The sequence below is a fragment of the Nocardiopsis sp. CNT312 genome (assembly GCF_000515115.1).
Classification (GTDB): Bacteria; Actinomycetota; Actinomycetes; order Streptosporangiales; family Streptosporangiaceae; genus Nocardiopsis.
In genome coordinates this window covers 1-19,726 of record NZ_AZXF01000016.1, presented here as the reverse complement: position 1 = coordinate 19,726, position 19,726 = coordinate 1, and the positions used below count along the sequence as shown (strand labels likewise).

Annotated in this window: 17 protein-coding genes; 9 read left to right on the top strand and 8 right to left on the bottom strand. The window is 69.2% G+C overall.

The window, feature by feature from the left end; translation table 11 throughout:
* Positions 1-138 precede the first annotated feature (138 nt).
* The 3 genes from B042_RS0107185 to B042_RS0107175 all read left to right on the top strand — a co-directional run bounded on the left by B042_RS0107185 (position 139) and on the right by B042_RS0107175 (position 3,161).
* On the top strand, positions 139-1,425 hold the full coding sequence (locus B042_RS0107185; protein ID WP_231493864.1) for a CaiB/BaiF CoA-transferase family protein: 1,287 nt from the start codon (positions 139-141) through the stop codon (positions 1,423-1,425).
* The gene (locus B042_RS0107180; RefSeq protein WP_028647715.1) at positions 1,422-2,615 is read left to right on the top strand and encodes an acyl-CoA dehydrogenase family protein; all 1,194 of its coding nucleotides are present in this window, start codon (positions 1,422-1,424) and stop codon (positions 2,613-2,615) included. Before B042_RS0107185 ends, B042_RS0107180 begins: the two co-directional genes overlap by 4 nt.
* A 78-nt stretch (positions 2,616-2,693) precedes the next feature.
* On the top strand, positions 2,694-3,161 hold the full coding sequence (locus B042_RS0107175) for a nitroreductase/quinone reductase family protein (RefSeq protein WP_028647714.1): 468 nt from the start codon (positions 2,694-2,696) through the stop codon (positions 3,159-3,161).
* Positions 3,162-3,470: 309 nt separating this feature from the next.
* Here B042_RS0107175 and B042_RS0107170 read toward each other — a convergent pair whose 3' ends face one another.
* From B042_RS0107170 to ruvC, 6 genes are all read right to left on the bottom strand, one after another.
* Positions 3,471-5,648: a bifunctional (p)ppGpp synthetase/guanosine-3',5'-bis(diphosphate) 3'-pyrophosphohydrolase gene (locus B042_RS0107170; protein ID WP_028647713.1), complete on the bottom strand. Its 2,178-nt coding sequence runs from the start codon at positions 5,646-5,648 to the stop codon at positions 3,471-3,473.
* A gap of 624 nt (positions 5,649-6,272) precedes the next feature.
* A complete protein-coding gene (locus tag B042_RS0107165) occupies positions 6,273-6,815 on the bottom strand; it encodes an adenine phosphoribosyltransferase (protein WP_028647712.1) in 543 nt (180 codons plus the stop codon).
* A 108-nt stretch (positions 6,816-6,923) separates the two neighbouring features.
* A complete protein-coding gene (yajC, locus tag B042_RS0107160; protein WP_028647711.1) occupies positions 6,924-7,289 on the bottom strand; it encodes a preprotein translocase subunit YajC in 366 nt (121 codons plus the stop codon).
* A gap of 273 nt (positions 7,290-7,562) precedes the next feature.
* Positions 7,563-8,600, bottom strand: a complete 1,038-nt coding sequence (gene ruvB / locus B042_RS0107155) for a Holliday junction branch migration DNA helicase RuvB (RefSeq protein ID WP_028647710.1) — start codon at positions 8,598-8,600, stop codon at positions 7,563-7,565.
* 9 nt (positions 8,601-8,609) lie between these two features.
* Positions 8,610-9,218: a Holliday junction branch migration protein RuvA gene (gene ruvA, locus B042_RS0107150; RefSeq protein ID WP_028647709.1), complete on the bottom strand. Its 609-nt coding sequence runs from the start codon at positions 9,216-9,218 to the stop codon at positions 8,610-8,612.
* 49 nt (positions 9,219-9,267) lie between these two features.
* The gene (ruvC, locus tag B042_RS0107145; RefSeq protein WP_028647708.1) at positions 9,268-9,816 is read right to left on the bottom strand and encodes a crossover junction endodeoxyribonuclease RuvC; all 549 of its coding nucleotides are present in this window, start codon (positions 9,814-9,816) and stop codon (positions 9,268-9,270) included.
* A 167-nt stretch (positions 9,817-9,983) separates the two neighbouring features.
* Between ruvC and B042_RS0107140 the strand changes: the two genes are divergently transcribed.
* The 5 genes from B042_RS0107140 (at position 9,984) to B042_RS0107120 (ending at position 14,680) form a co-directional block, all read left to right on the top strand.
* Entirely contained in the window at positions 9,984-10,247 is a 264-nt protein-coding gene (locus tag B042_RS0107140; RefSeq protein WP_028647707.1) for a hypothetical protein, read from the top strand.
* 146 nt (positions 10,248-10,393) lie between these two features.
* Positions 10,394-11,194 (top strand): NUDIX domain-containing protein, encoded by an 801-nt coding sequence (locus B042_RS0107135; RefSeq protein WP_028647706.1) that lies wholly within the window; start codon positions 10,394-10,396, stop codon positions 11,192-11,194.
* Complete coding sequence (locus B042_RS0107130) at positions 11,191-12,315, top strand: molecular chaperone DnaJ (RefSeq protein ID WP_369797682.1); 1,125 nt, start codon at positions 11,191-11,193, stop codon at positions 12,313-12,315. Before B042_RS0107135 ends, B042_RS0107130 begins: the two co-directional genes overlap by 4 nt.
* 68 nt (positions 12,316-12,383) lie before the next feature.
* Entirely contained in the window at positions 12,384-13,376 is a 993-nt protein-coding gene (locus tag B042_RS0107125) for a hypothetical protein (protein ID WP_028647704.1), read from the top strand.
* Positions 13,373-14,680 carry an adenylosuccinate synthetase gene (locus B042_RS0107120; RefSeq protein ID WP_028647703.1) on the top strand — a complete coding sequence of 436 codons (1,308 nt, stop codon included), beginning with the start codon at positions 13,373-13,375 and terminating at the stop codon, positions 14,678-14,680. Before B042_RS0107125 ends, B042_RS0107120 begins: the two co-directional genes overlap by 4 nt.
* A 137-nt stretch (positions 14,681-14,817) precedes the next feature.
* Here B042_RS0107120 and B042_RS22240 read toward each other — a convergent pair whose 3' ends face one another.
* Positions 14,818-15,240: a hypothetical protein gene (locus B042_RS22240; RefSeq protein ID WP_231493863.1), complete on the bottom strand. Its 423-nt coding sequence runs from the start codon at positions 15,238-15,240 to the stop codon at positions 14,818-14,820.
* A 154-nt stretch (positions 15,241-15,394) separates the two neighbouring features.
* On the opposite strand from B042_RS22240, the gene B042_RS0107110 reads away from it, so the two are divergent.
* The gene (locus B042_RS0107110) at positions 15,395-15,811 is read left to right on the top strand and encodes a PPOX class F420-dependent oxidoreductase (protein WP_028647702.1); all 417 of its coding nucleotides are present in this window, start codon (positions 15,395-15,397) and stop codon (positions 15,809-15,811) included.
* Positions 15,812-16,637: 826 nt separating this feature from the next.
* Here the strand turns inward: B042_RS0107110 and B042_RS22235 are convergent.
* Positions 16,638-18,548 (bottom strand): RHS repeat-associated core domain-containing protein, encoded by a 1,911-nt coding sequence (locus B042_RS22235; protein WP_231493862.1) that lies wholly within the window; start codon positions 18,546-18,548, stop codon positions 16,638-16,640.
* Between the last annotated feature and the right edge of the window lie 1,178 nt (positions 18,549-19,726).

Below are 19,726 nucleotides of genomic sequence, written 5' to 3'. Positions count from 1 at the left end.
TCAGGTCATCCGGCCGACGGGCGGGGGCCGACGGCGGGCCACACGGCTACGCCCGGCCCCGGTCGCACACCCGCGCGGGGCTCCGTCCATGATCGGATGTCAGCACGAGCGACCGCGAGCCGATGAGGTGTGCCCGACGTGACCGACACCGAACACGACGCCCCCCTGCCGCTGGCCGGGGTGCGCGTCGCCGACCTGTCCCGCGTCCTGGCTGGCCCCTACGCCACCATGCTGCTCGCCGACATGGGCGCCGAGGTGGTCAAGGTCGAGCAGCCCGGACGCGGCGACGACACCCGCTCCTGGGGACCCCCCTGGGCGGCCCCCGCCGACGGCGGCGCCGACGCGCGGGGCGAGTCCGCCTACTTCCTGTCGGTGAACCGCAACAAGCGCAGCCTGGCCGTGGACCTGAAGGACCCCGAAGGGCTGGCCGCCGTCCAGGACCTGTGCGCCTCCTCCGACGTGGTCGTCCAGAACTTCCGCCCCGGCGTCGCCGACCGCCTCGGCCTGGGCCACGCCGACGTGAGCGCCCGCAACCCCGCCGTCGTCTACTGCTCGGTGAGCGGCTTCGGCCCCGAGCACACGCCCGGTACCCGCCCCGGGTTCGACCTCATCGTCCAGGCCGAGAGCGGCCTCATGGCCACCACCGGCCCGGCGGAGGGCCCGCCCAGCAAGGCGGGCGTGGCCATCACCGACGTACTCACCGGCCTCAACGCCGCCGTCGGGATCCTCGGGGCGCTGATGCGCGCCCGCGCCACCGGCCGGGGCGAGCACGTGAGCGCCTCCCTCATCAACTCGACCCTGTCCGGCCTGGTCAACCTCACCCAGCAGGCCCTGACCAGCGGCACCGAACCGCCGCGCATGGGCAACGCCCACACCACGATCGTGCCCTACCAGGCCTTCCCCACCGCCGACGCCGAACTGGTCCTCGCCGTGGGCAACGACTCCCTCTACCAGCGCCTGTGCACCGCCATGGACCGCCCCGACCTGGCCGAGGACCCCCGGTACGCCACCAACCCCGACCGCGTCGCCCACCGCGAGGAGCTGGTCGGGCAGATCTCCGACGTGCTGCGCACCCGCTCCGCCGACCACTGGATGGAGGTGCTCACCGGGGCCGGGGTCCCCGTCGGCCGCGTCCGCGGCGTCCTGGACGCACTGCGCACCGCCGAGGCCGCGGGGGACGACGTCCTGCGCACCGTGGACCACCCCTCCCTGGGCCCCCTGGAACAGGTGCGCGCGGGCTTCCGTATGGACGGCACACCCGTCGCGCTGACCGCCCCGCCGCTGCTGGGCCAGCACTCCCGGGCCCTGCTCACCGAACTCGACCTGGACGAGGACGCCATCGACGCGATGGTCGAACGCGGCGCGGTCCAACAGCCCGACCCGTCCTTGACCGCACTACACGCACCACGGAAGGCACCCCGATGAGCGACACAGAGCACCGGCCCGCCGCCCCGGACCCCCGCGACTTCCTCGCGGTGGACGCCGACCTGACCGACACCGAACGCGACGTGCGCGACGCCGTCCGCGCCTTCGCGCGCCGCGAACTGCTGCCCGGCGTCGCCGACTGGTTCGAGGCCGGCACCCTGCCCGACCCCCGCGGCCTGGCCAAGGCCTTCGGAGACCTCGGCGTGCTGGGCATGCACCTGGAGGGGTACGGCTGCGGGGGCTCCAGCGCCGTCGCCTACGGCTTGGCCTGCCGCGAACTGGAGGCCGTCGACTCGGGGCTGCGCAGCTTCGTGTCCGTACAGGGCTCCCTGGCCATGGCGGCGATCCACCAGTTCGGCTCCGAGGAGCACAAGGAGGAGTGGCTGCCCCGCATGGCGGCGGGCGAGGCCCTCGGCTGCTTCGGCCTGACCGAGCCCGACTCCGGCTCCGACCCCGGCTCCATGCGCACCCGCGCCCGCAGGGACGGCTCCGACTGGGTGCTCAACGGCACGAAGACGTGGATCACCAACGGCTCCGTCGCCGACGTGGCCGTGGTGTGGGCCGCCACCGACGACGGCGTCCGCGGGTTCGTGGTGCCCGCCTCCACCCCGGGCTTCACCGCCCACACCATCCACAGGAAGCTGTCGCTGCGCGCCTCCATCACCTCCGAACTGGTGCTGGAGGACGTGCGCCTGCCCGCCGATGCGCTCCTGCCCCGGTCCCGGGGGCTGGGCTCGCCGCTGTCGTGCCTCAACGAGGCCCGCTACGGCATCGTGTGGGGCGTGGCGGGGGCCGCCCGCGCCTGCTACGAGGCCGCCCTGGACTACGCCGTGACCCGCGAGCAGTTCGGCCGCCCCATCGGCGGTTTCCAGCTCACCCAGCGCAAGCTCGCCGACATGGTCGTGGACGTCAACCAGGCCAGCATGACGGCGCTGCGCATCGGCCGGCTCAAGGACGGGGGGAACTGCCACCACAACCACGTCAGCTTCGGCAAGTTCGCGTGTGTGGCCGCCGCCCAGCGGGTGGCGCGCACCGCCCGCTCGATCCACGGAGCCAACGGCATCACCCTGGAGTACCCGGTGATGCGGCACATGGTGAACCTGGAGACGGTCGCCACCTACGAGGGAACCGAGGAGATCCACGCGCTGAGCCTCGGCCAGTCCGTGACGGGCCTCTCCGCGTTCCGGTGAAGCACGGCCCCGCCGGGGTGGCCGTCGGTCCGGGGGGACCGACAGAATGGGGGCATCCGATCGAGGGAGTTGCCGATCATGGTGAACGAACCGACCAAGCGGTTCGAGATGACGCGGGTGCGGCGGACCGCCAACGCCTTCGTCAGCGGCTTCGTCAAGTACGGGGCGTGCCCGACGGAGGTGCACCTGCTGACGACGCGCGGCCGCACGTCCGGTTTCCTGCGGACCACCCCGGTCAGTGTCCTGGACAGTGATCGGGGACGGTTCCTGGTCGCCCCCTACGGGGTGGTCGACTGGGTGCGCAACCTCCGCAAGGACGGCTTCGCCACGCTGCGCCGGGGCGGCTGGATCGAGCTGGTCAGCGTGCGTGAACTGGGGGCCGCCGACGCCGCCCCCGTGCTCCGCGAGTACGTGAACCACCCGCGGGCGCTGGTGGTGGCCCCCTACTTCGCGTCCCCTCCGGAGGCCCCCGAGGAATCCTTCGAGGCGGAGGCCGACCTGCACCCGGTGTTCGAGATCGTGCGGTCCACCACCGTGCGCATCTAGGACGGGCGGGGGTCGGGGCGCGCCTGCGAGATCGAGCGCCGAGGTTCGCCCCACGGCGAAGAACGACGCCGGTCTTCACCCTGGGGAGAACCTCGACCGCGAAGGCGGACCGGGGCAGGCACGGTTAGGAGCTGTTTTTGAACGCGGTGCCGCACCGCAGGGGGGGTTGCGAGGACGCCCACGGGGTTCTGGAGGTGCCGGAGGCGGGTTCGCGAGGAACGAGTGAACACGCCGTAGGCGCCGAAGGTTCCCGTTCTCCGGGCACCCGAGCACGAACCGAAGCGGAGCGGAGGTTCAAAAAAACACAGCCTAGTTCCTCACCCGGTACACGTCGTAGACCCCGTCCACCTTGCGGACCGACCTCAGGACGCTCCCCAGGTGGGCGGGGTCGGCCATCTCGAAGGTGAACCGGCTCTGGGCCACCCGGTCCCGACTGGTCTGCACGGTGGCCGACAGGATGTTCACGTGCTGGTCGGAGAGCACCCGTGTGATGTCCGAGAGCAGCCTGGACCGGTCCAGGGCCTCCACGTGCAGCGCCACCAGGAACATGGAGTCGTCGGTGATCGACCACTCCACCTGGACCATGCGCTCGGTGTCCAGGGTCTCGGCGTTCACACACGTCGCGCGGTGCACCGACACCCCGTTGCCGCGCGTCACGAACCCGACGATCTCGTCGCCGGGCACCGGCGTACAGCACCTGGACAGCCGGGCCCACACGTCGGCGTCGCCCTCCACCACCACGCCCGGGTTCCCGGCCTGGGCGCGGCGCGTGGCGGCCTTCGTGGGCAGCGACGACTCGGCGATGTCCTCGGTGTGGCTCTCCAGCCCGCCCAGGGAGTCGACGAGCTTGCCGACCACGCTCTGCGCGCTGACCTGGCGCTCCCCCACGGCCGCGTACAGCGAGTCCACGTCCGGATAGCGCATGTCCCGGGCCAGGGCGATGATCGTCTCACCGCTGAACAGGCGCTTGACGGGCAGCTCCTGTTTGCGCATCACCTTGGCGATCTCGTCCTTGCCCTGCTCGATCGCGGCCTCGCGGCGCTCCTTGGTGAACCAGTGCCGGATCTTGTTGCGGGCGCGAGCACTCCTGACGAAGTCGAGCCAGTCCCGACTGGGCCCGGCGTTGGGGTCCTTGGAGGTGAGGATCTCCACGGTCTCGCCGTTGTGCAGCTCGCTCTCCAGCGGCACCAGGCGGCCGTTGACGCGCGCGCCGACCGTGCGGTGGCCGACCTCGGTGTGCACGGCGTAGGAGAAGTCGACCGCGGTGGCGCCCTGGGGCAGGGCGATCACGTCGCCCTGCGGGGTGAAGACGAACACCTCCTGCACCGACAGGTCGAAACGCAGCGACTCCAGGAACTCGCCGGGGTCCTTGGTCTCCTGCTGCCAGTCGATGAGCTGGCGCAGCCACTGCATGTCGGAGGTGCCCCTGGCCTTGCCCTCGCCCCCGGCGGAGCGGTCCTCCTTGTACTTCCAGTGCGCGGCGATGCCGTACTCGGCGCGCCGGTGCATCGCGCGGGTGCGGATCTGGAGCTCGACCGGGTTGCCCGAGGGGCCGATGACCGTCGTGTGCAGCGACTGGTACATGTTGAACTTGGGCATCGCGATGTAGTCCTTGAACCGACCCGGCACCGGGTTCCACCGCGCGTGGATGGTCCCCAGTGCCGCGTAGCAGTCTCGGACGCTGTCCACCAGGACCCGCACGGCGATGAGGTCGTAGATCTCGTCGAAGCCGCAGTTGCGGGCGATCATCTTCTGGTAGATCGAGTAGTAGTGCTTGGGCCGCCCGCGCACGGTCGCCTTCAGCTTGGCCTCGCGCAGGTCCCCCGAGACCGCCTCGATGACCTCCTGGAGGTAGACGTCGCGCCGGGGCGCGCGCTCGGACACCAGGCGGGCGATCTCGTCGAAGCGCTTGGGGTAGAGGGTGGCGAAGGCCAGGTCCTCCAGTTCCCACTTGATGGTGTTCATACCCAATCGGTGGGCGAGCGGAGCGAAGATCTCCAGGGTCTCGCGGGCCTTCTTCTCCCGTTTGGCCTTGGAGGGCAGGTAGCGCAGCGTGCGCATGTTGTGCAGCCGGTCGCACAGCTTGATGACCAGTACGCGGATGTCGCGGGCCATGGCCACGACCATCTTGCGCACCGTCTCGGCCTGGGTGGCCTCGCCGTACTTGACCTTGTCCAGCTTGGTGACGCCGTCGACCAGCTCGGTGATCTCGTCGCCGAAGTCGGCGCGCAGCTCCTCCAGGGAGTACTCGGTGTCCTCGACCGTGTCGTGCAGCAGCGCTGCGGCCAGCGTGGCCTCCTGCATCCCCAGTTCGGCGAGGATCGTGGCCACGGCGAGCGGGTGGGTGATGTAGGGGTCGCCGCTCTTGCGCTTCTGGTCGCGGTGATGGTGCGCCGCCACCTCGTAGGCGCGCTCGATCAGCCGGACGTCCACCTTGGGATGGGTGGCCCGCACGGTCTTGATCAGCGGTTCGAGCACCGGGTTCATCGTCACTCCCCGTTGGGCGCCGAGTCGGGCGAGCCTCCTGCGGACTCGCACTGTGGAGGGCGTGGTGGAGGCGGGCGGCGTTCGGGGAGGCGCGCCGCCGTCCTCCGGGTCGGGGGAGACGCCGGAGGGCGCCGCTTCCTTCGCGACGCCCTCCCGGCGGTCCCCTCCTGGTCTGTGCGCGGCAGACGCACCGCTGCCGTCCGCGTGTCCTCGCGGCATACCGCCCCCACCCTTGACAGAGGCGTTCGGGCGCTCGTCGCGGGCCGTTACCGCCCCGGTCGAGACCACTTCGCTCGGCATGCCTACCTCCCGCGGATCCACCCGGCCGCTCGGGTGTCGTCGTCGACGCCCGGCCGGTGCACGTGCGTGTTGTCAGGGCCAGTCCCGGAACGTGGCCGCCGCGGTACCTCTTCACCCCAGTTTAGGGGTAGCCATCCAGCCTACACGGGCCGACGCGGGTGGCGTCGGCCCAGGTGGGCCGGACCGCCCGCGGGTACGGGTATGACGGGGCCCGCCGGACGCGCCGCGCCCGGTGTGCGGAATCCGTGCTGGTGAGGAGTGCTCCCGCGGCCGGGGCTCATCGCGCGCGGAGCGCGGGTGCGCTCACGCGGGCGCGGGGCCCGTTCAGACCGACAGGAGGGTGTGCAGCTCCACGTCCGACAGCTTCTCGCGTCCGGCGAGGGCCGAAAGCTCCATCAGGACCGAGAATCCCACGACCGTACCACCCGCCCGGCGGACGAGGTCCACCGCGGCCCTGCCGGTGCCGCCCGTGGCGAGGACGTCGTCGACGACGAGCACACGGCCGCCCCGGGGAATCGCGTCGGAGTGGATCTCGACGGTCGCGGTGCCGTACTCCAGATCATAGGCCTGGCCGAGGGTGTCCGAGGGCAGTTTCCCGGGTTTGCGCGCGGGAACGAACCCGGCGCCCAGGCCGAGCGCCACCGGCGCGCCGAAGATGAACCCCCGCGCCTCCAGACCGAGCACGCGGTCCACGCCGGCGTCACGGAAGGGCTCCGTGAGCTCGCGCACGGCGACCCCGAAGGCCTCGCGGTCACCGAGCAGCGGGGTGATGTCCTTGAACACGATGCCGGGCTTGGGGAAGTCGGGCACGTCGCGCACGCGCGACCGGATCAGGTCGGACACGGGGATCGTCGAATCATGGGGCATGCGGGGTCGGGCTCTCTTCCACGTGCTCGCGTGCGCGGGCGCGGTGCCCGCGCGCTTCGGTACCGGCCCCTGCGCGGGGCCGGTACCGAAGCGTCCTGCCGGGGCCGGTCAGCTTCCCGGCTTGTCGTCGTCGCCGAAGTCGGGACGGTCCTCCACCGGGGTGTCGTCCTCGGCGGGGGTGATGACCTCGCCCACGCCGGCCTTGAGCATGCGGATGCGGGTGCCCGGGGAGATCTCCAGGACCACGTCCTGTTCGTGGATCTCGACGACCGTGGCGTAGATGCCCGCCTTGGTCATGACCTCGACCCCGGGGACCAGGGCGTTGACCATCTTCTGCTCCTGCTGGCGGCGCTTCTGGTTCGGCCGCCAGAACAGCAGCCAGAACACCAGAAGGATCAGCACGAACGGGAACAGCATGCCCAGGAGACCGCCCGTGGGCTCTCCTTCGGCGGCGAGAGTGTACATGCCCTGCACTGGGGCGTCCTTCCTGACGTTTCGTCGTGTGGCCGACGGCTGTCGGCTCACGACCGCGACGACCACCTGGTCCGTGCCGGCCCGGGCCTTCACACCGCGGACCGCACCCGCTGGGGACAACGCCGACGGAGACCGATGCGTTCCACCCAAGGGAAAGAACACCCCCGCTGGCGCCGGTCTCGGCCCCGAACGGCCGTACCCCTCCAGCTTACGTGGCGACGGTCACCGCCGGTCGACGGCCCGGGATCGGTCGGGCAACGGAGCCCGGCCCGCTCAGGGCTGGGAGGGGATCGCGGCGCCGAAGGCGGCGTCGGGCGGGGGCGTCATCCCCATGTGCGTCCAGGCCTGCGGGGTGGCCACCCGCCCCCGCGGGGTGCGGGCCAGGAAGCCGGACCGGACGAGGAAGGGTTCGGCGACCACCTCCACGGTCTCGGCCTCCTCCCCCACCGACACCGCCAGGGTGGACAGCCCCACCGGGCCGCCGCGGAACCGGCGCAGCAGCACGTCGAGGATGGCGCGGTCCAGCCGGTCCATCCCCAGGGCGTCCACCTCGTACAGCTCCAGGGCGGCCATGGCCGTGTCCAGGGACAGGGTGCCGTCCCCGCGCACCTCGGCGTAGTCGCGCACCCGGCGCAGCAGGCGGTTGGCGATCCGGGGGGTGCCGCGCGAGCGCCCCGCGATCTCCCTGGCGGCGTCCTCGTCCAGGGGCGCCCCGAGCAGGCCCGCCGAGCGGTGGAGGATGAGCTCCAGCTCCTCGGGGGTGTAGAAGTCCATGTGCGCGGTGAACCCGAAGCGGTCGCGCAGCGGTGCGGGCAGCATCCCGGCCCGGGTGGTGGCCCCGACCAGGGTGAACGGCGCGATGTCGAGGGGGATGGCGGTGGCGCCGGGGCCCTTGCCCACCACGACGTCCACGCGGAAGTCCTCCATGGCGACGTAGAGCATCTCCTCGGCGGGGCGGGCCATGCGGTGGATCTCGTCCAGGAAGAGCACCTCGCCCTCCTGGAGGGTGGAGAGCACGGCCGCCAGGTCGCCGGAGCGCTCGATGGCCGGGCCGGAGGTGATGCGCAGCGGGGCCCCGAGTTCGCCGGCGATGATCATGGCCAGGGTGGTCTTGCCCAGCCCGGGGCCGCCGGACATGAGGATGTGGTCGGGGGCCCGGCCGCGCCGCTGGGCGCTGTGCAGGACGAGGGAGAGCTGTTCGCGCACCCGCTCCTGGCCGACGAACTCGTCGAGCCCGCGCGGGCGCAGCGCACCCTCGATCCGGCGTTCGTCGCCCTCGGCCTCGGGTGAGACGGCGTCGCGTTCGTGCATGGAGGGCTCCTAGGCGCGGCTGAGCTTGCGCAGGGCGCTGCGCAGCAGGACGGAGACGTCGGCGGTGTCCTCGGCCTCGGCGGCGACGGCCGCGGCGGCGGCCTCGGCGTCCTTGGCCGACCAGCCGAGGTTGACCAGGCCGGAGACCACCTGGCCCTTCCACGCGCCGTCGGGCTGGGCGGCGGCCATCCCGGGCAGGGGGCCGTCGTCGGCGACGGGGGCGTCGAGCCTGCCGCGTAGTTCGAGGACGATGCGCTGGGCGCCCTTCTTGCCGATGCCCGGCACCCGGGTCAGGGCGGCGGTGTCCTCGGTGGCCACCGCGTGGCGCAGACTGGAGGGGCTGTGGATGGAGAGCATGGCCAGGGCCAGGCGCGGCCCGACGCCGGAGGCGGTCTGGAGCTGCTCGAACAGGTCGCGTTCGTCGGCGTCGGCGAACCCGAACAGCGTGAGCGAGTCCTCGCGGACGATCAGGCTGGTGGCGACCGTGCCGGTCTCGCCCGTGTGGAGGCCGGACAGGGCCGCGGGGGTGCACCGCACGGTCATGCCGACCCCGCCGAGGTCGATCACTGCGGTGTCGGCGCCGCGTGCGGCCACCCGGCCGGTGAGGAACGCGATCATCTGGGGCGGACACCGGCGGGGCGGTGTCCTCCTCCTTCCTGGGGGCGGGTCAGCGCGCGCGGCTGCGGCGCGCGAGTTCGACCTTGCGGGCGAAGTCCTGCTTGGCCTGGGCGACGCGGGCGTCGGCTCCGCCCCGCCAGATGTGGCAGATGGCCAGGGCGACGGCGTCGGCCGCGTCGGCGGGCCTGGGGGGGCCGTCGAGTCCGAGGATACGCGCCACCATGGTGCCGACCTGGGCCTTGTCGGCGCGTCCGCTGCCGGTGATGGCGGCCTTGGCCTCGCTGGGCGTGTGCAGGGCCACGGGCAGGCCGCGGCGGGCGGCGCACAGCAGGGCGATGCCGCTGGCCTGGGCGGTGCCCATGACGGTGCTGAGGTTGTGCTGGGCGAAGACGCGCTCGACGGCCACGGCGTCGGGCCGGTGCTCGTCGATCCACTCCTCGATGCCGCGCTCGATGGCCACCAGGCGCTGGGGCAGGTCGGTGTCGGGGCCGGTGCGGACCACGCCGGCCCCCAGGAGGGTGAGCGGGCGGCCGACTGAGCCCTGGACGGCGCCGACGCCGCAGCGGGTCAGCCCCGGGTCGATCCCCACCACGCGCACGCGCTCCCGCCCCGCCTTCTCACTCTCGAACGCCAGTTCGCATCCATGCTAGCGGCGCCCGACGACACCCCGCACGCACGCGGACGGGCGTGTCGGGCCGCGCCGCCCATCATCGCAGACCTTCCGGAACGCGCCCCGGACACTTCGAGCCGAGCTAGGTTCGGCCCATGAGGACGATCACCGAGCGGGAACTGGCGGATCGGGCCGCCTCCGCCCTGGACGCCGTGGCGGCCGGAGAGACCTTCCACGTGACGCGCGGCGGCGTGGCGATCGCCGAGGTGCGGCCGATCCCCCGCAGGCGCGGTACACGGGAACTCATCGAGCGCCACCGTCGACTACCGAGGGTCGACCACCCCGAGATGAGGGCCGAGGCGGATGCGTTCTTCGGTGGTACGGACCGTGTTAGCGGAGAGGACTCGGTCAACGAGTGATGGCGCGCATCCGATCCGTGCTTGTACATCGTAGATTCTTCGCATCTCCGACATAGGCCAGGAAAAGGTGTGGACGGCGAGTCACCCGCGTGCTAAGTTCTTCTCTAGTTGAGAGAAACTCACTCTGAGAACAACCAGGGGGACGCATGGAGACCGGCGGCACACCGGAGCGCGGCACGGGCGAGGACGACTTCCTCTCCGGCTACGACCCGCGCGCCTACGCGCCCACCGCCGTCACCGTGGACGTCGTCGCCCTCACCATCCGCCGGGGCACCCCCCTGGTCCTGCTCACCCGCAGGTCCGCCCCGCCCCAGCAGGGCTGGTGGGCCCTGCCCGGCGGGTTCGTCCGCGCCGAGGACGGCCCCGGCGGCCCCGCCGACCCCGACCTGCCCGACGCCGCCCTGCGCGTGCTGTCGGAGAAGACCTCGCTGCCCGCCGAACCCCACCTGGAGCAACTGCGCACCTACGGCGCCCTCGGCCGCGACCCGCGCATGCGGATCGTCTCGGTCGGCTACATGCTGCTCGCCCCCGACCTGCCCGACCCCCACGCCGGACGCGGCACCGACGAGGCGGCGTGGGTGCCCTGGAGCGAACTCGGCCACGGCGACGGCGCCCGCGACGGCCACGACCTGGCCTTCGACCACGGGCGGATCATCGCCGACGCCGTCGAACGCGCCCGCTCCAAGCTGGAGTACACCCCGCTGGCCACGGCCTTCCTGCCGCCCGCCTTCACCATCACCGAACTGCGCGAGGTCTACGAGGCGGTGTGGGGCGTGCGCCTGCACAGCGCCAACTTCCACCGCAAGATCCTCACCGCCCCCGGGTTCGTCGAGGACACCGGCGACCTGGCCGAGCGCGGCGGTGCCGGCGGCGGACGCCGCCCCCGCCTCTACCGGGCCGGAGGCGCGGCCCTGCTCCACCCGCCGCTGCTGCGGAGCACCCCATGAACCCCCTCGCCCACGGAGGCAGCGACATGAGCACCGACGGCTTCGACGCCGCCCTGCGAGAGCTGGACCTGTCCGACTACCCCGCGGCCCTGTTCGGCCCCCTGCCGCGCGACGGCTCGCCCCTGCCCCGGGCCGCCACCGCCGCCTACCGCCGCCTGGCCCGCCTGCTCCACCCCGACCACGCCCCCGAGGGCCGCACGGCGGAGGCCACCCGCGCCTTCGCCAAGCTGACCGAATTCTGGTCCGCCTACCGCGACGCCGCCGAGGGCGGCCTGGGCCTGGACGACCTCACCCTCGCCGCGAAGAGGCACACCTACCACCTGCGGCGCGGCGCCGACCCGCTGGCCTCGGGCGACATCGCCGACCTGCACGGCGCCCGCTACCGGGACGGCTCCGCCTGGCGGGAGGCAGTGCTCAAACTGCCGCGCTCACACCACGACAACGACCTCATGAACGCCGAGGCGAGCGCCCTGCGCCGCCTGCGCAAGCGGGTCCCCGAGGCGTCCCGCGCGTTCTACCCCGAGCTGGTCGAGCAGATCCGCCACCGCGACGCCGCCAGCGGCGTGGAGCGGCGCGGCAACGTGCTCACCCGGCTGCGCGGGTTCCACAGCCTGGCCGACGTGCGCCGCGCCTACCCCGACGGTGTCGACCCGCGCGACGCGGCGTGGATGTGGCGCCGCCTGCTGGTGGCCGTCGGCGGCGCGTCCCGGGCCGGGGCGGTGCACGGCGCCGTGGTGCCCGAGCACGTGCTCATCCACCCCGAACAGCACGGCCTGGTGCTCGTGGACTGGTGCTACTCGGTGACCTTCGCCGCCGAGCACACCGCGCCGCACATCCCGGCGATGGTGACCCACCGCAAGGACCTGTACCCCCGAGAGGTGCTGGACCGCGCGCCCGCCGTGCCCGCCACCGACATCCACATGGCGACCCGGTGCATCGAACACGTGAGCGCGGGGCGCCTGCCCCGACCACTGAAGGCGTTCGCCCGCGGCTGCACCCTGCCCCTGCCCCAGCGCAGGCCCTCCGACGGCATCCGACTCCTGGCCGAACTGGACGAGGCGCTGGAGCGGGTGCTGGGCCCGCGCCGGTTCCGCCCCTTCCACATGCCCGCCGCCACCTGACCGGGCACCGACCTCCCCCGGCCGCACCGCGGCCGGGAACGACCCCCACGCGACGAAGGAGGCTTCCCATGGGAAGCAGCAGCTGGTCCACCGACGCCTACCACGCCCGCGCCGCCTACAACGCCGCTGCCGGAGCCAGCAGTTTCGGCTACACCGACGACGTGGCCTCGACCATGCCGCGCAGCAAGTGGAAGACGCACGAGACCCTCGACCCCAAGGGCGTGACCGTCCGCGAGAGCCGCGACTCCGACGCCCACCCCGAGTCGCTGGCCGTCTCGGTGCTCTTCGACGTCACCGGCTCCATGGGGCGCGTGCCCCGCATCCTCCAGAAGAAGCTGCCGGACCTGTTCGGCCTGCTGCTGCGCAAGGGCTACGTGGAGCACCCGCAGATCCTGTTCGGCGGGATCGGCGACGCCACCTGCGACCGCGCCCCGCTCCAGGTCGGGCAGTTCGAGTCCGGCAACGAGCTGGAGGACGACCTGGGCAACATCCTGCTGGAGGGCGGCGGTGGCGGCCAGGTCACCGAGTCCTACGAGCTGGCCATGTACTTCATGGCCCGGCACACCGCCATGGACTGCCTGGACAAGCGCGGACGCAAGGGCTACCTGTTCGTCATCGGCGACGAGAAGGCCTACGGCGCGGTCAAGGCACGGGAGGTGCGCGAGGTCATCGGCGACGACATCGGCGAGAACATCGCGTTCCCGGCCGTCCTCGCCGAACTCCGGCGCAGGTTCGAGGTCTTCTTCATCATGCCCACCGGCAGCGCCCACTTCCGCAACGACGACGTGCGCGGCTTCTGGGACACCCACCTGGGGCAGAACGTCATCTACCTGGACGACCTGGAAGCGGTGTCGGAGACGATCGCGGTCACGATCGGGATGGGCGAGGAGGCCATCGACCTCGAACAGGGCCTGGACGACATCGCCGAGGCCGGCTCGGGGGCCTCAGACGTGGTCGGCAAGGCGCTGCGCCCGCTGACCGGGGCGCGCGGTTCGATCGTGGTCTCGGAGTCGCCCGAGGGCCTGGGCGGCACGGCCACCGGCGGGGTGGACCGGCTGTGACCGGGACACCGTGGGCCGACGGGCACGCGATCGTCACCGACCTGGGGTTCGGCGACGCGGGCAAGGGCGTGACCGTCGACCTCCTGTGCTCGCGGCGGCGCTTCGGCGCCGTCGTGCGCGCCAACGGGGGCGCCCAGGCCGCGCACAACGTGGTCGCCCCCGACGGCCGCCACCACACGTTCTCCCAGTTCGGGGCGGGCACGCTCGCCCCGGACGGGCCGGTGCCCACGCACCTGTCCCGGCTGGCGGTGGTGGACCCGTTCGCGCTGGCGGCCGAGGCCGCGCACCTGGCCGCGCTCGGCGTGGCCGACCCGCTGTCCCTGGTGACGGTGGACCGGCGGGCGCTGGTCAGCACCCCGTGGCACCAGGCCCGGGGCCGGGCCCGGGAGCGGGCGCGCGGCGCCGGCCGGCACGGTTCGTGCGGGATGGGGGTGGGCGAGACGATGGCCTACGCGCTGGCCCGTCCGGAGGACGCGCCCACGGTGGGCGACTGCGCCGAACCGGCCCGGCTGCGCCGCAAGCTGGCGCTGCTGGCCGAGTACCTGGCGGAGGCGGCCGGCCCGGACCCGGCCGAGCCCTCCCCCGACCCGGAGGAGTGCGTGGCCGCCTACCGGGCGTTCGCCTCGGCGGTGCGCCTGGTGGACGAGCGGTACCTGCCCACGCTGCTGGCCGCGTCCCCCGTGGTGTTCGAGGGGGCGCAGGGGGTGCTGTTGGACGAGTGGCACGGGTTTCACCCGCACACCACCTGGTCGACCACCACCAGCGCCAACCCGCTCACGCTGCTGGCGGAGGCGGGCCGAGCGGGCGCGGCTCGGCGGATCGGGGTGGTGCGCACCTACACCACCCGGCACGGCGCGGGGCCGCTGGTGGCCGAGGAGCCCGCACTGGGCGCGGTGCTCGCCGAACGGCACAACGGCACCCACCCCTGGCAGGGGGCGTTCCGGGTGGGCCCCTTCGACCTGGTGGCGCACCGGTACGCGCTGGCCGCCACGGGGGGCGCGGACACGCTGGTGGTGACGCACGCCGACGCCCCGGACCGGATCCGCGCGGCCACGAGTGCAGGGCCGCGCTGGTGCACGGGTTATACGGATCAGTGTGGCACGCCGCTGGAGATCGCTCCATCGGAGGTGCCCGACCTGGCCCGCCAGGAGCGGGTGACCGCCGCGCTCATGAAGGCCCGGCCGGTGCTGGAGGCGATGCCGGAGGACCCGGTGGCGGCGATCGGCGAGGCGCTGGGCGTGCCGGTGGAGGCGGTGTTCTCCGGGCCCACGCGAGAGGACGCGCACGTGCCGTCCCTGGTCTGACCGTTCTCTGTGGCGGCCCGGGGCGGTCGCGGCCGGAAGGTGCCGTCGGGCTCAGACCACGGTCAGGTGGTAGGTGGTGTCCACCCAGAAGCCCTGACCGGTGTCGGCCTTGATCTCCAGGACGTACCCGCCGGGGGTCAGCGGGGCGATCGCGCCCCACGCGCCCCAGGTGTACCAGCAAGCCCACAGCGAGCCGCGGAACGTGCCGTAGAACTCCTCCAGGGGCAGGGGACGCCGTTGAGGTACGCTTCGGCGTGGATGACCGGCATGCGCACCGGCTCCTTGGTGTGTTTGGCCTTGACCACGCAGTTGAGCACCGGGAAGAACAGGGGACGGCCGGCGGGCACCTCGCACCGGCGCACGACCGTGCCCCCGTAGGTACCGGCGAGGAACCACAGGTCGTCGGGCTGGTTGTGGGACGCGTGCCGACCGGTGGTGTCCTGAACCGGGTCGCTCCCCTTGGGTGCCGACCACACCCACCGCCACCAGCGGCCCGCGAGTTCGGTGCCCTTCCGGGAGCTGATCCGCCACGCGCCGTCGTCCGGCACGACCTCACCCATGACGCCTCTTTCCGGTGTCTGAGATGTCCACTGTGGACATCTTCACCCCAGGGATCGTGCTGACGCGGGGGTCTTCGTCGGCACTCGGGCACACCCGGCACCGTGTCCTGCGGGAGGAGCGCCGGGTTCGGGGTTAGCGTGACCGGGGGCTGCCATCACCGATCCCGAGGTCCGCGCCTTCCTGCTGGAGGGCACCCGCACCGGCAAACTCGCCTACACCGCCGCCGACGGGCGTCCGCTGGTCGCGCCGGTGTGGTTCACCGTCGAGGGCGGGGAGATCGTCCTCAACACCAGGAGGGACTCGGCCAAGGGCCGGGCGATCCGGAGGGACCCGCGGGTGGCTTTGTGCGTGGACCTGGAGGAGCCGCCGTACGGGTTCGTGCAGGTGCAGGGCGAGGCCGAGGTGTCGGAGGACATCGGCGAGCTGCGCCAGACCGCCACGGCGATCGCCGCCCGGTACATGGGCGCGGAGCGGGCCGAGGAGTTCGGGCGGCGCAACGGCGTTCCCGGTGAGCTGGTGGTGCGCATCCGCCCTACCAAGGTCATCGCCGGATTGGACATGACCGGCTGAGGAAGATGTGGGTGGTTTCGGGGGTGTGCTTGGTGCCCCGGGCGGCCGCTACCGCCCCTTTGGCATTTCGAGTCGAAACAACTCCCGAGTAATCTTCTGGGTCTTTGCCTGGACAATATCATCCTTGACCACCAGGTCGATATCAGTCTCATTTAAGCACGCAATTAGCCCACCATAAGAAAGAATTCCGCGCGGAGCACTGCACCGCTTTGACTGCCGCTTATAAATATTAGAAGTACACAAACAATCAAACGATAAAAATCAACTTCAAGAAAATTGAAGCAAAAATATAAAAAAACGAGAAGCGAGGACGGAAGAAAGTAGAAACAGGATATTAAAATGACCACCAAAAGAAATTTTACTATTCGAATTGGAAATTTCAGAACTACACTCTTTGTTCACGAATTCCTCAATCTCCCTAGCGCATCGACGATTTGTGGGATACCCTGCAATTTCTCCAATCAGAGAACCCCCCAAGTTGAAGCAATGAAATCTCCGAAAGTCAGAGGTCACGATCTCAATTCCCCCCCTCCACTCAACCCTCGAAACTTCACAAACAGGTATCTTGATATAACTAAAGAAGTTCTTTACTACGATATGCTGACCAGACAGTCTTATATGAGTAAAGAATGATGCCTTTAGTAGAAACCACCACGCCAGCGGGAAGAAAATAGAAACAAACCACACCACCTCCCCATTCGACGGCCCGTCTCCCAGAACCCAGCCTAGCCAGAAAATAAAAGCAAGGCTGGCGCAGAAAACCCCAAAGGAAGCTGTCCATCGATTTCTCAGAACCTTACCTTTGTCTTGGAATTTTCTATAAAATTCAAGCATTCTCTCGCGCCCCCATGTCCCCAAACATCCATTTTGTCGCAGACCCTACGCCTTGGGGAACGACCCACTGCGCCGCATTGACGCCATAAATAAAAGCAGTACTACCTATGTCGATGCTTTTAGGTTTTCGACCTTCAGGGATCCTTTGATAACGCCCCAGGCGCGAAAATCCGTGATCCCTCCAGAACCGAGATCCCGTACCAGCCACAGTCCTCGCAACTACACCACCTGCAGCAAGCATAGCGGCATCAGTCACATGACCCGTGACATCCATTTGACTCAAATCATTTCTATTATCATAAGCATCCACTGCTATATTGGCAGCCAGAAGCGCACCACCAGCTACGACACATGCCCCTGCTGTTGCAGCGATACACACCAAAAGACTAGCAACAGTAAGCCAGTTATAGATTCCGTCCCAATTCTCACTGACCCAATCCATAGCACTGCCACCCCAGCCGGCAGCTGAATCCCATGCTTCATCCCACCATCTGGCTTCGTTGTTGGCTTGGGTATGGGGGTCCACAGTGGCACTGACCGGCTCGGAGTAAGGGCTCGGGGAACTGACAGAGGCAGAGGCAGAGGCTCCAGCAATGGTACCACCACTGAATGATCCGGATGATTGCTTGCTCGCAGCGGATTGGCCATGGTAGCTGGGAATCAATCCCTGCATATAGTAAGCGACCTGCCATCCGTCGACGGAGCTACTCTGATCCGATTCGTCCTTCATATAAATCGACCACGGGTCGACGTACTGCAATCCGGTCGGGTCTGAGAAGCTCACCGGGTTGTTGTTCGCGTACGCGTACCCGTGCATCTGCTGGTCATCGGTCAGGTCCATCACCGGGTCCACCGAGACGAACCGGCCCAGGTCCGCGTCGTAGGCCCGCGCCCCCAACTGCGTCAGCCCCGTGGAGGCATCGATCGTGCCGTCCACGAACCCGCGCTCCCCCGGCCACACACCCGAAGCCGACCTAGCCTGGCCAAAGGCCGTCGTCCGGCGCTGGGCCACATCACCCCACTCGGCATCCACGGCGATCTGCCCGGTGCCGTGGTGGTCGGAGAACACCCAGTGCAGGTCACCGCCGTCCTCACGCACCGCCACCGTCTCTTCGGCATGGGTGTAGTAACGGGTGGCCTCCAACGTCCCCGCGGGCGGATCCCACGTCAGCTCCGCACCGGGAAGGTAGAGCGTGGTCGCACCGTTGGCCCGCCGCAGCAGACGCTCACCGTCGGCGTCATAGACGTACTCGGTGACCTCCAACCCGTCGGTGACCGAGACCAGCTCGCCCTCAGGCCCCCACTCCAACACCTGGTCGCGCTCTCCCGTGGTACGGGAGACCATGTTGCCCGCGGCGTCGTAGTCGTAGGTGTGCTCGGTGGTGCCCCCGGCCCCGTCCTCGGTCACCGAGGCGACCCCGTGCGCCGGCCCCTGGCCCTCCTGCGGACCGGCGTAGGAACGCACCGTCTGGCCGCCGCCGATCACGGCGTACTGGATCTCCTCGACCCGATTGCCGGTCTCGTCGTAGGTGTAGGAGTGCCAGTAGGGGTCGGCTCCGCCGATCTGCTGCCCTTCGGGCTCGGTGTCGCAGGCCGTCTCACCGACCGCGTCGGGGGTCCACGCCTGGGTGAGGCGGCGCAGGTGGTCGTAGTCGAAGCACTGCACGTCGTCGGGTGCCTGGGTGCTGGTGGGCTCGTCGCTGATGCGCAGCAGGTTGCCCACGTCGTCGTAGTCGTAGGTCTTGGTCGACAGCGACCCGTCGCCGAGTTGGTGGACGACGCTGGCCAGGGACAGGCGGCGGGTGGCCTCCTCGTAGTCGAAGGTCTGCCAGGTGCGCTCCGAGCCCAGGATGCCGCGGTAGAACTCGCGCTGCATCAGGTCGCCGACCTTGGAGTAGACCACGTCGGAGACGATCTCCTCACTGCCGGACAGCACTCTACAAGGCCGCTACGGACGGCCTGCACACCCTGGCCGACTCCGGATACCAGGGGGGCGGGGATCGGTGTCCACCACCCGCACAAGAAACCACAGGGCAGCTCCCACCTGCACCTTCATGCCGACACACAGACCTACAACGCCCTACTGCGGGGAGTACGCGCTCTGAGGGAGCGCACCGCCGCCGAACTCAAAGAACGCTGGCGCGCGCTCAAGCGGATCACGCTGAGCCCCTCCCGGCTACTCAGCGCCCATGGCTTGACCGTCGAAGGCGGTGCGCAGCCTGAATATTTACATCACGAAAACAATAATTGATAAAAATAAGGAAATTAAAACACAGGAAATCAAAAACGAAAAGGAAGAGATTCCCCAGAATATTGGATTTTTATAATATCGAACAAGAGACGCTTTGGATCGCATATAGTCAAAAGTATACATAAATGCGCAGCTGATAAATATACTTGCCGAAATAAAAACCAGATGATTCGCAAGACCCCACAGAACCTGATATCCACCAGATTCAAGAATAAAAGAAAATAAAGCGATAGCCGATGTGAATATCGAACCATTGGCGATCATCGAATACATCTGCATGATCAGGAGATGCGATGCGCTCTCTGCATCAATTCCTCTCCTTCGCATTTTTCGAAGATCAGACAAAGAGCGCAGAATACTGGATCGAAGCGAAGGACTAGAAAAGGAAACTAGCACCTCCATCGGCCGGTACAGAGGAATGCTGACTACAGAACATTCTCCATTTGAAGGAACTTTCCTTTCATTGCCCATGCCGTTAATTATTAAACTCCCCATATAGAGAACGCCCTGTATTAAAAACTGTGTACGAATTGTCCATCCGGGAAGTTAGAGAAACACGGGGAGTCCACTGGGCAGAATGACTCCGCCATTGCGCCCCTGCGCGACGCGCCGTGTCACGCCATCGACCAATGCTCCCACTGAGGTTTTCTCAATGGCCACCCAAGGGAATTTCGCAAACAAGAAAGGAGACCAGTCGCTCTAATTCTTTCTCCCCAGCCCTTCGAAATTCGAGATATCTTCCTATGGGAATATCCGCCAATACACATTCCCACCCAGACCGGATTGGTGAAATCAGATAGCATCTAACATTTAAATCTTCCAACTCCCCG

Excerpts from the sequence above, each read along its gene's own strand:
- B042_RS22240 (WP_231493863.1), bottom strand. The coding sequence starts at position 15,240 with ATGGGTGAGGTCGTGCCGGACGACGGCGCGTGGCGGATCAGCTCCCGG.
- ruvA (WP_028647709.1), bottom strand. The coding sequence starts at position 9,218 with ATGATCGCGTTCCTCACCGGCCGGGTGGCCGCACGCGGCGCCGACACC.
- B042_RS0107180 (WP_028647715.1), top strand. The coding sequence starts at position 1,422 with ATGAGCGACACAGAGCACCGGCCCGCCGCCCCGGACCCCCGCGACTTC.
- B042_RS0107130 (WP_369797682.1), top strand. The coding sequence starts at position 11,191 with ATGAACCCCCTCGCCCACGGAGGCAGCGACATGAGCACCGACGGCTTC.
- ruvB (WP_028647710.1), bottom strand. The coding sequence starts at position 8,600 with ATGCACGAACGCGACGCCGTCTCACCCGAGGCCGAGGGCGACGAACGC.
- B042_RS0107125 (WP_028647704.1), top strand. The coding sequence starts at position 12,384 with ATGGGAAGCAGCAGCTGGTCCACCGACGCCTACCACGCCCGCGCCGCC.
- B042_RS0107170 (WP_028647713.1), bottom strand. The coding sequence starts at position 5,648 with ATGAACCCGGTGCTCGAACCGCTGATCAAGACCGTGCGGGCCACCCAT.
- B042_RS0107165 (WP_028647712.1), bottom strand. The coding sequence starts at position 6,815 with ATGCCCCATGATTCGACGATCCCCGTGTCCGACCTGATCCGGTCGCGC.
- B042_RS0107175 (WP_028647714.1), top strand. The coding sequence starts at position 2,694 with ATGGTGAACGAACCGACCAAGCGGTTCGAGATGACGCGGGTGCGGCGG.
- B042_RS0107140 (WP_028647707.1), top strand. The coding sequence starts at position 9,984 with ATGAGGACGATCACCGAGCGGGAACTGGCGGATCGGGCCGCCTCCGCC.
- B042_RS0107135 (WP_028647706.1), top strand. The coding sequence starts at position 10,394 with ATGGAGACCGGCGGCACACCGGAGCGCGGCACGGGCGAGGACGACTTC.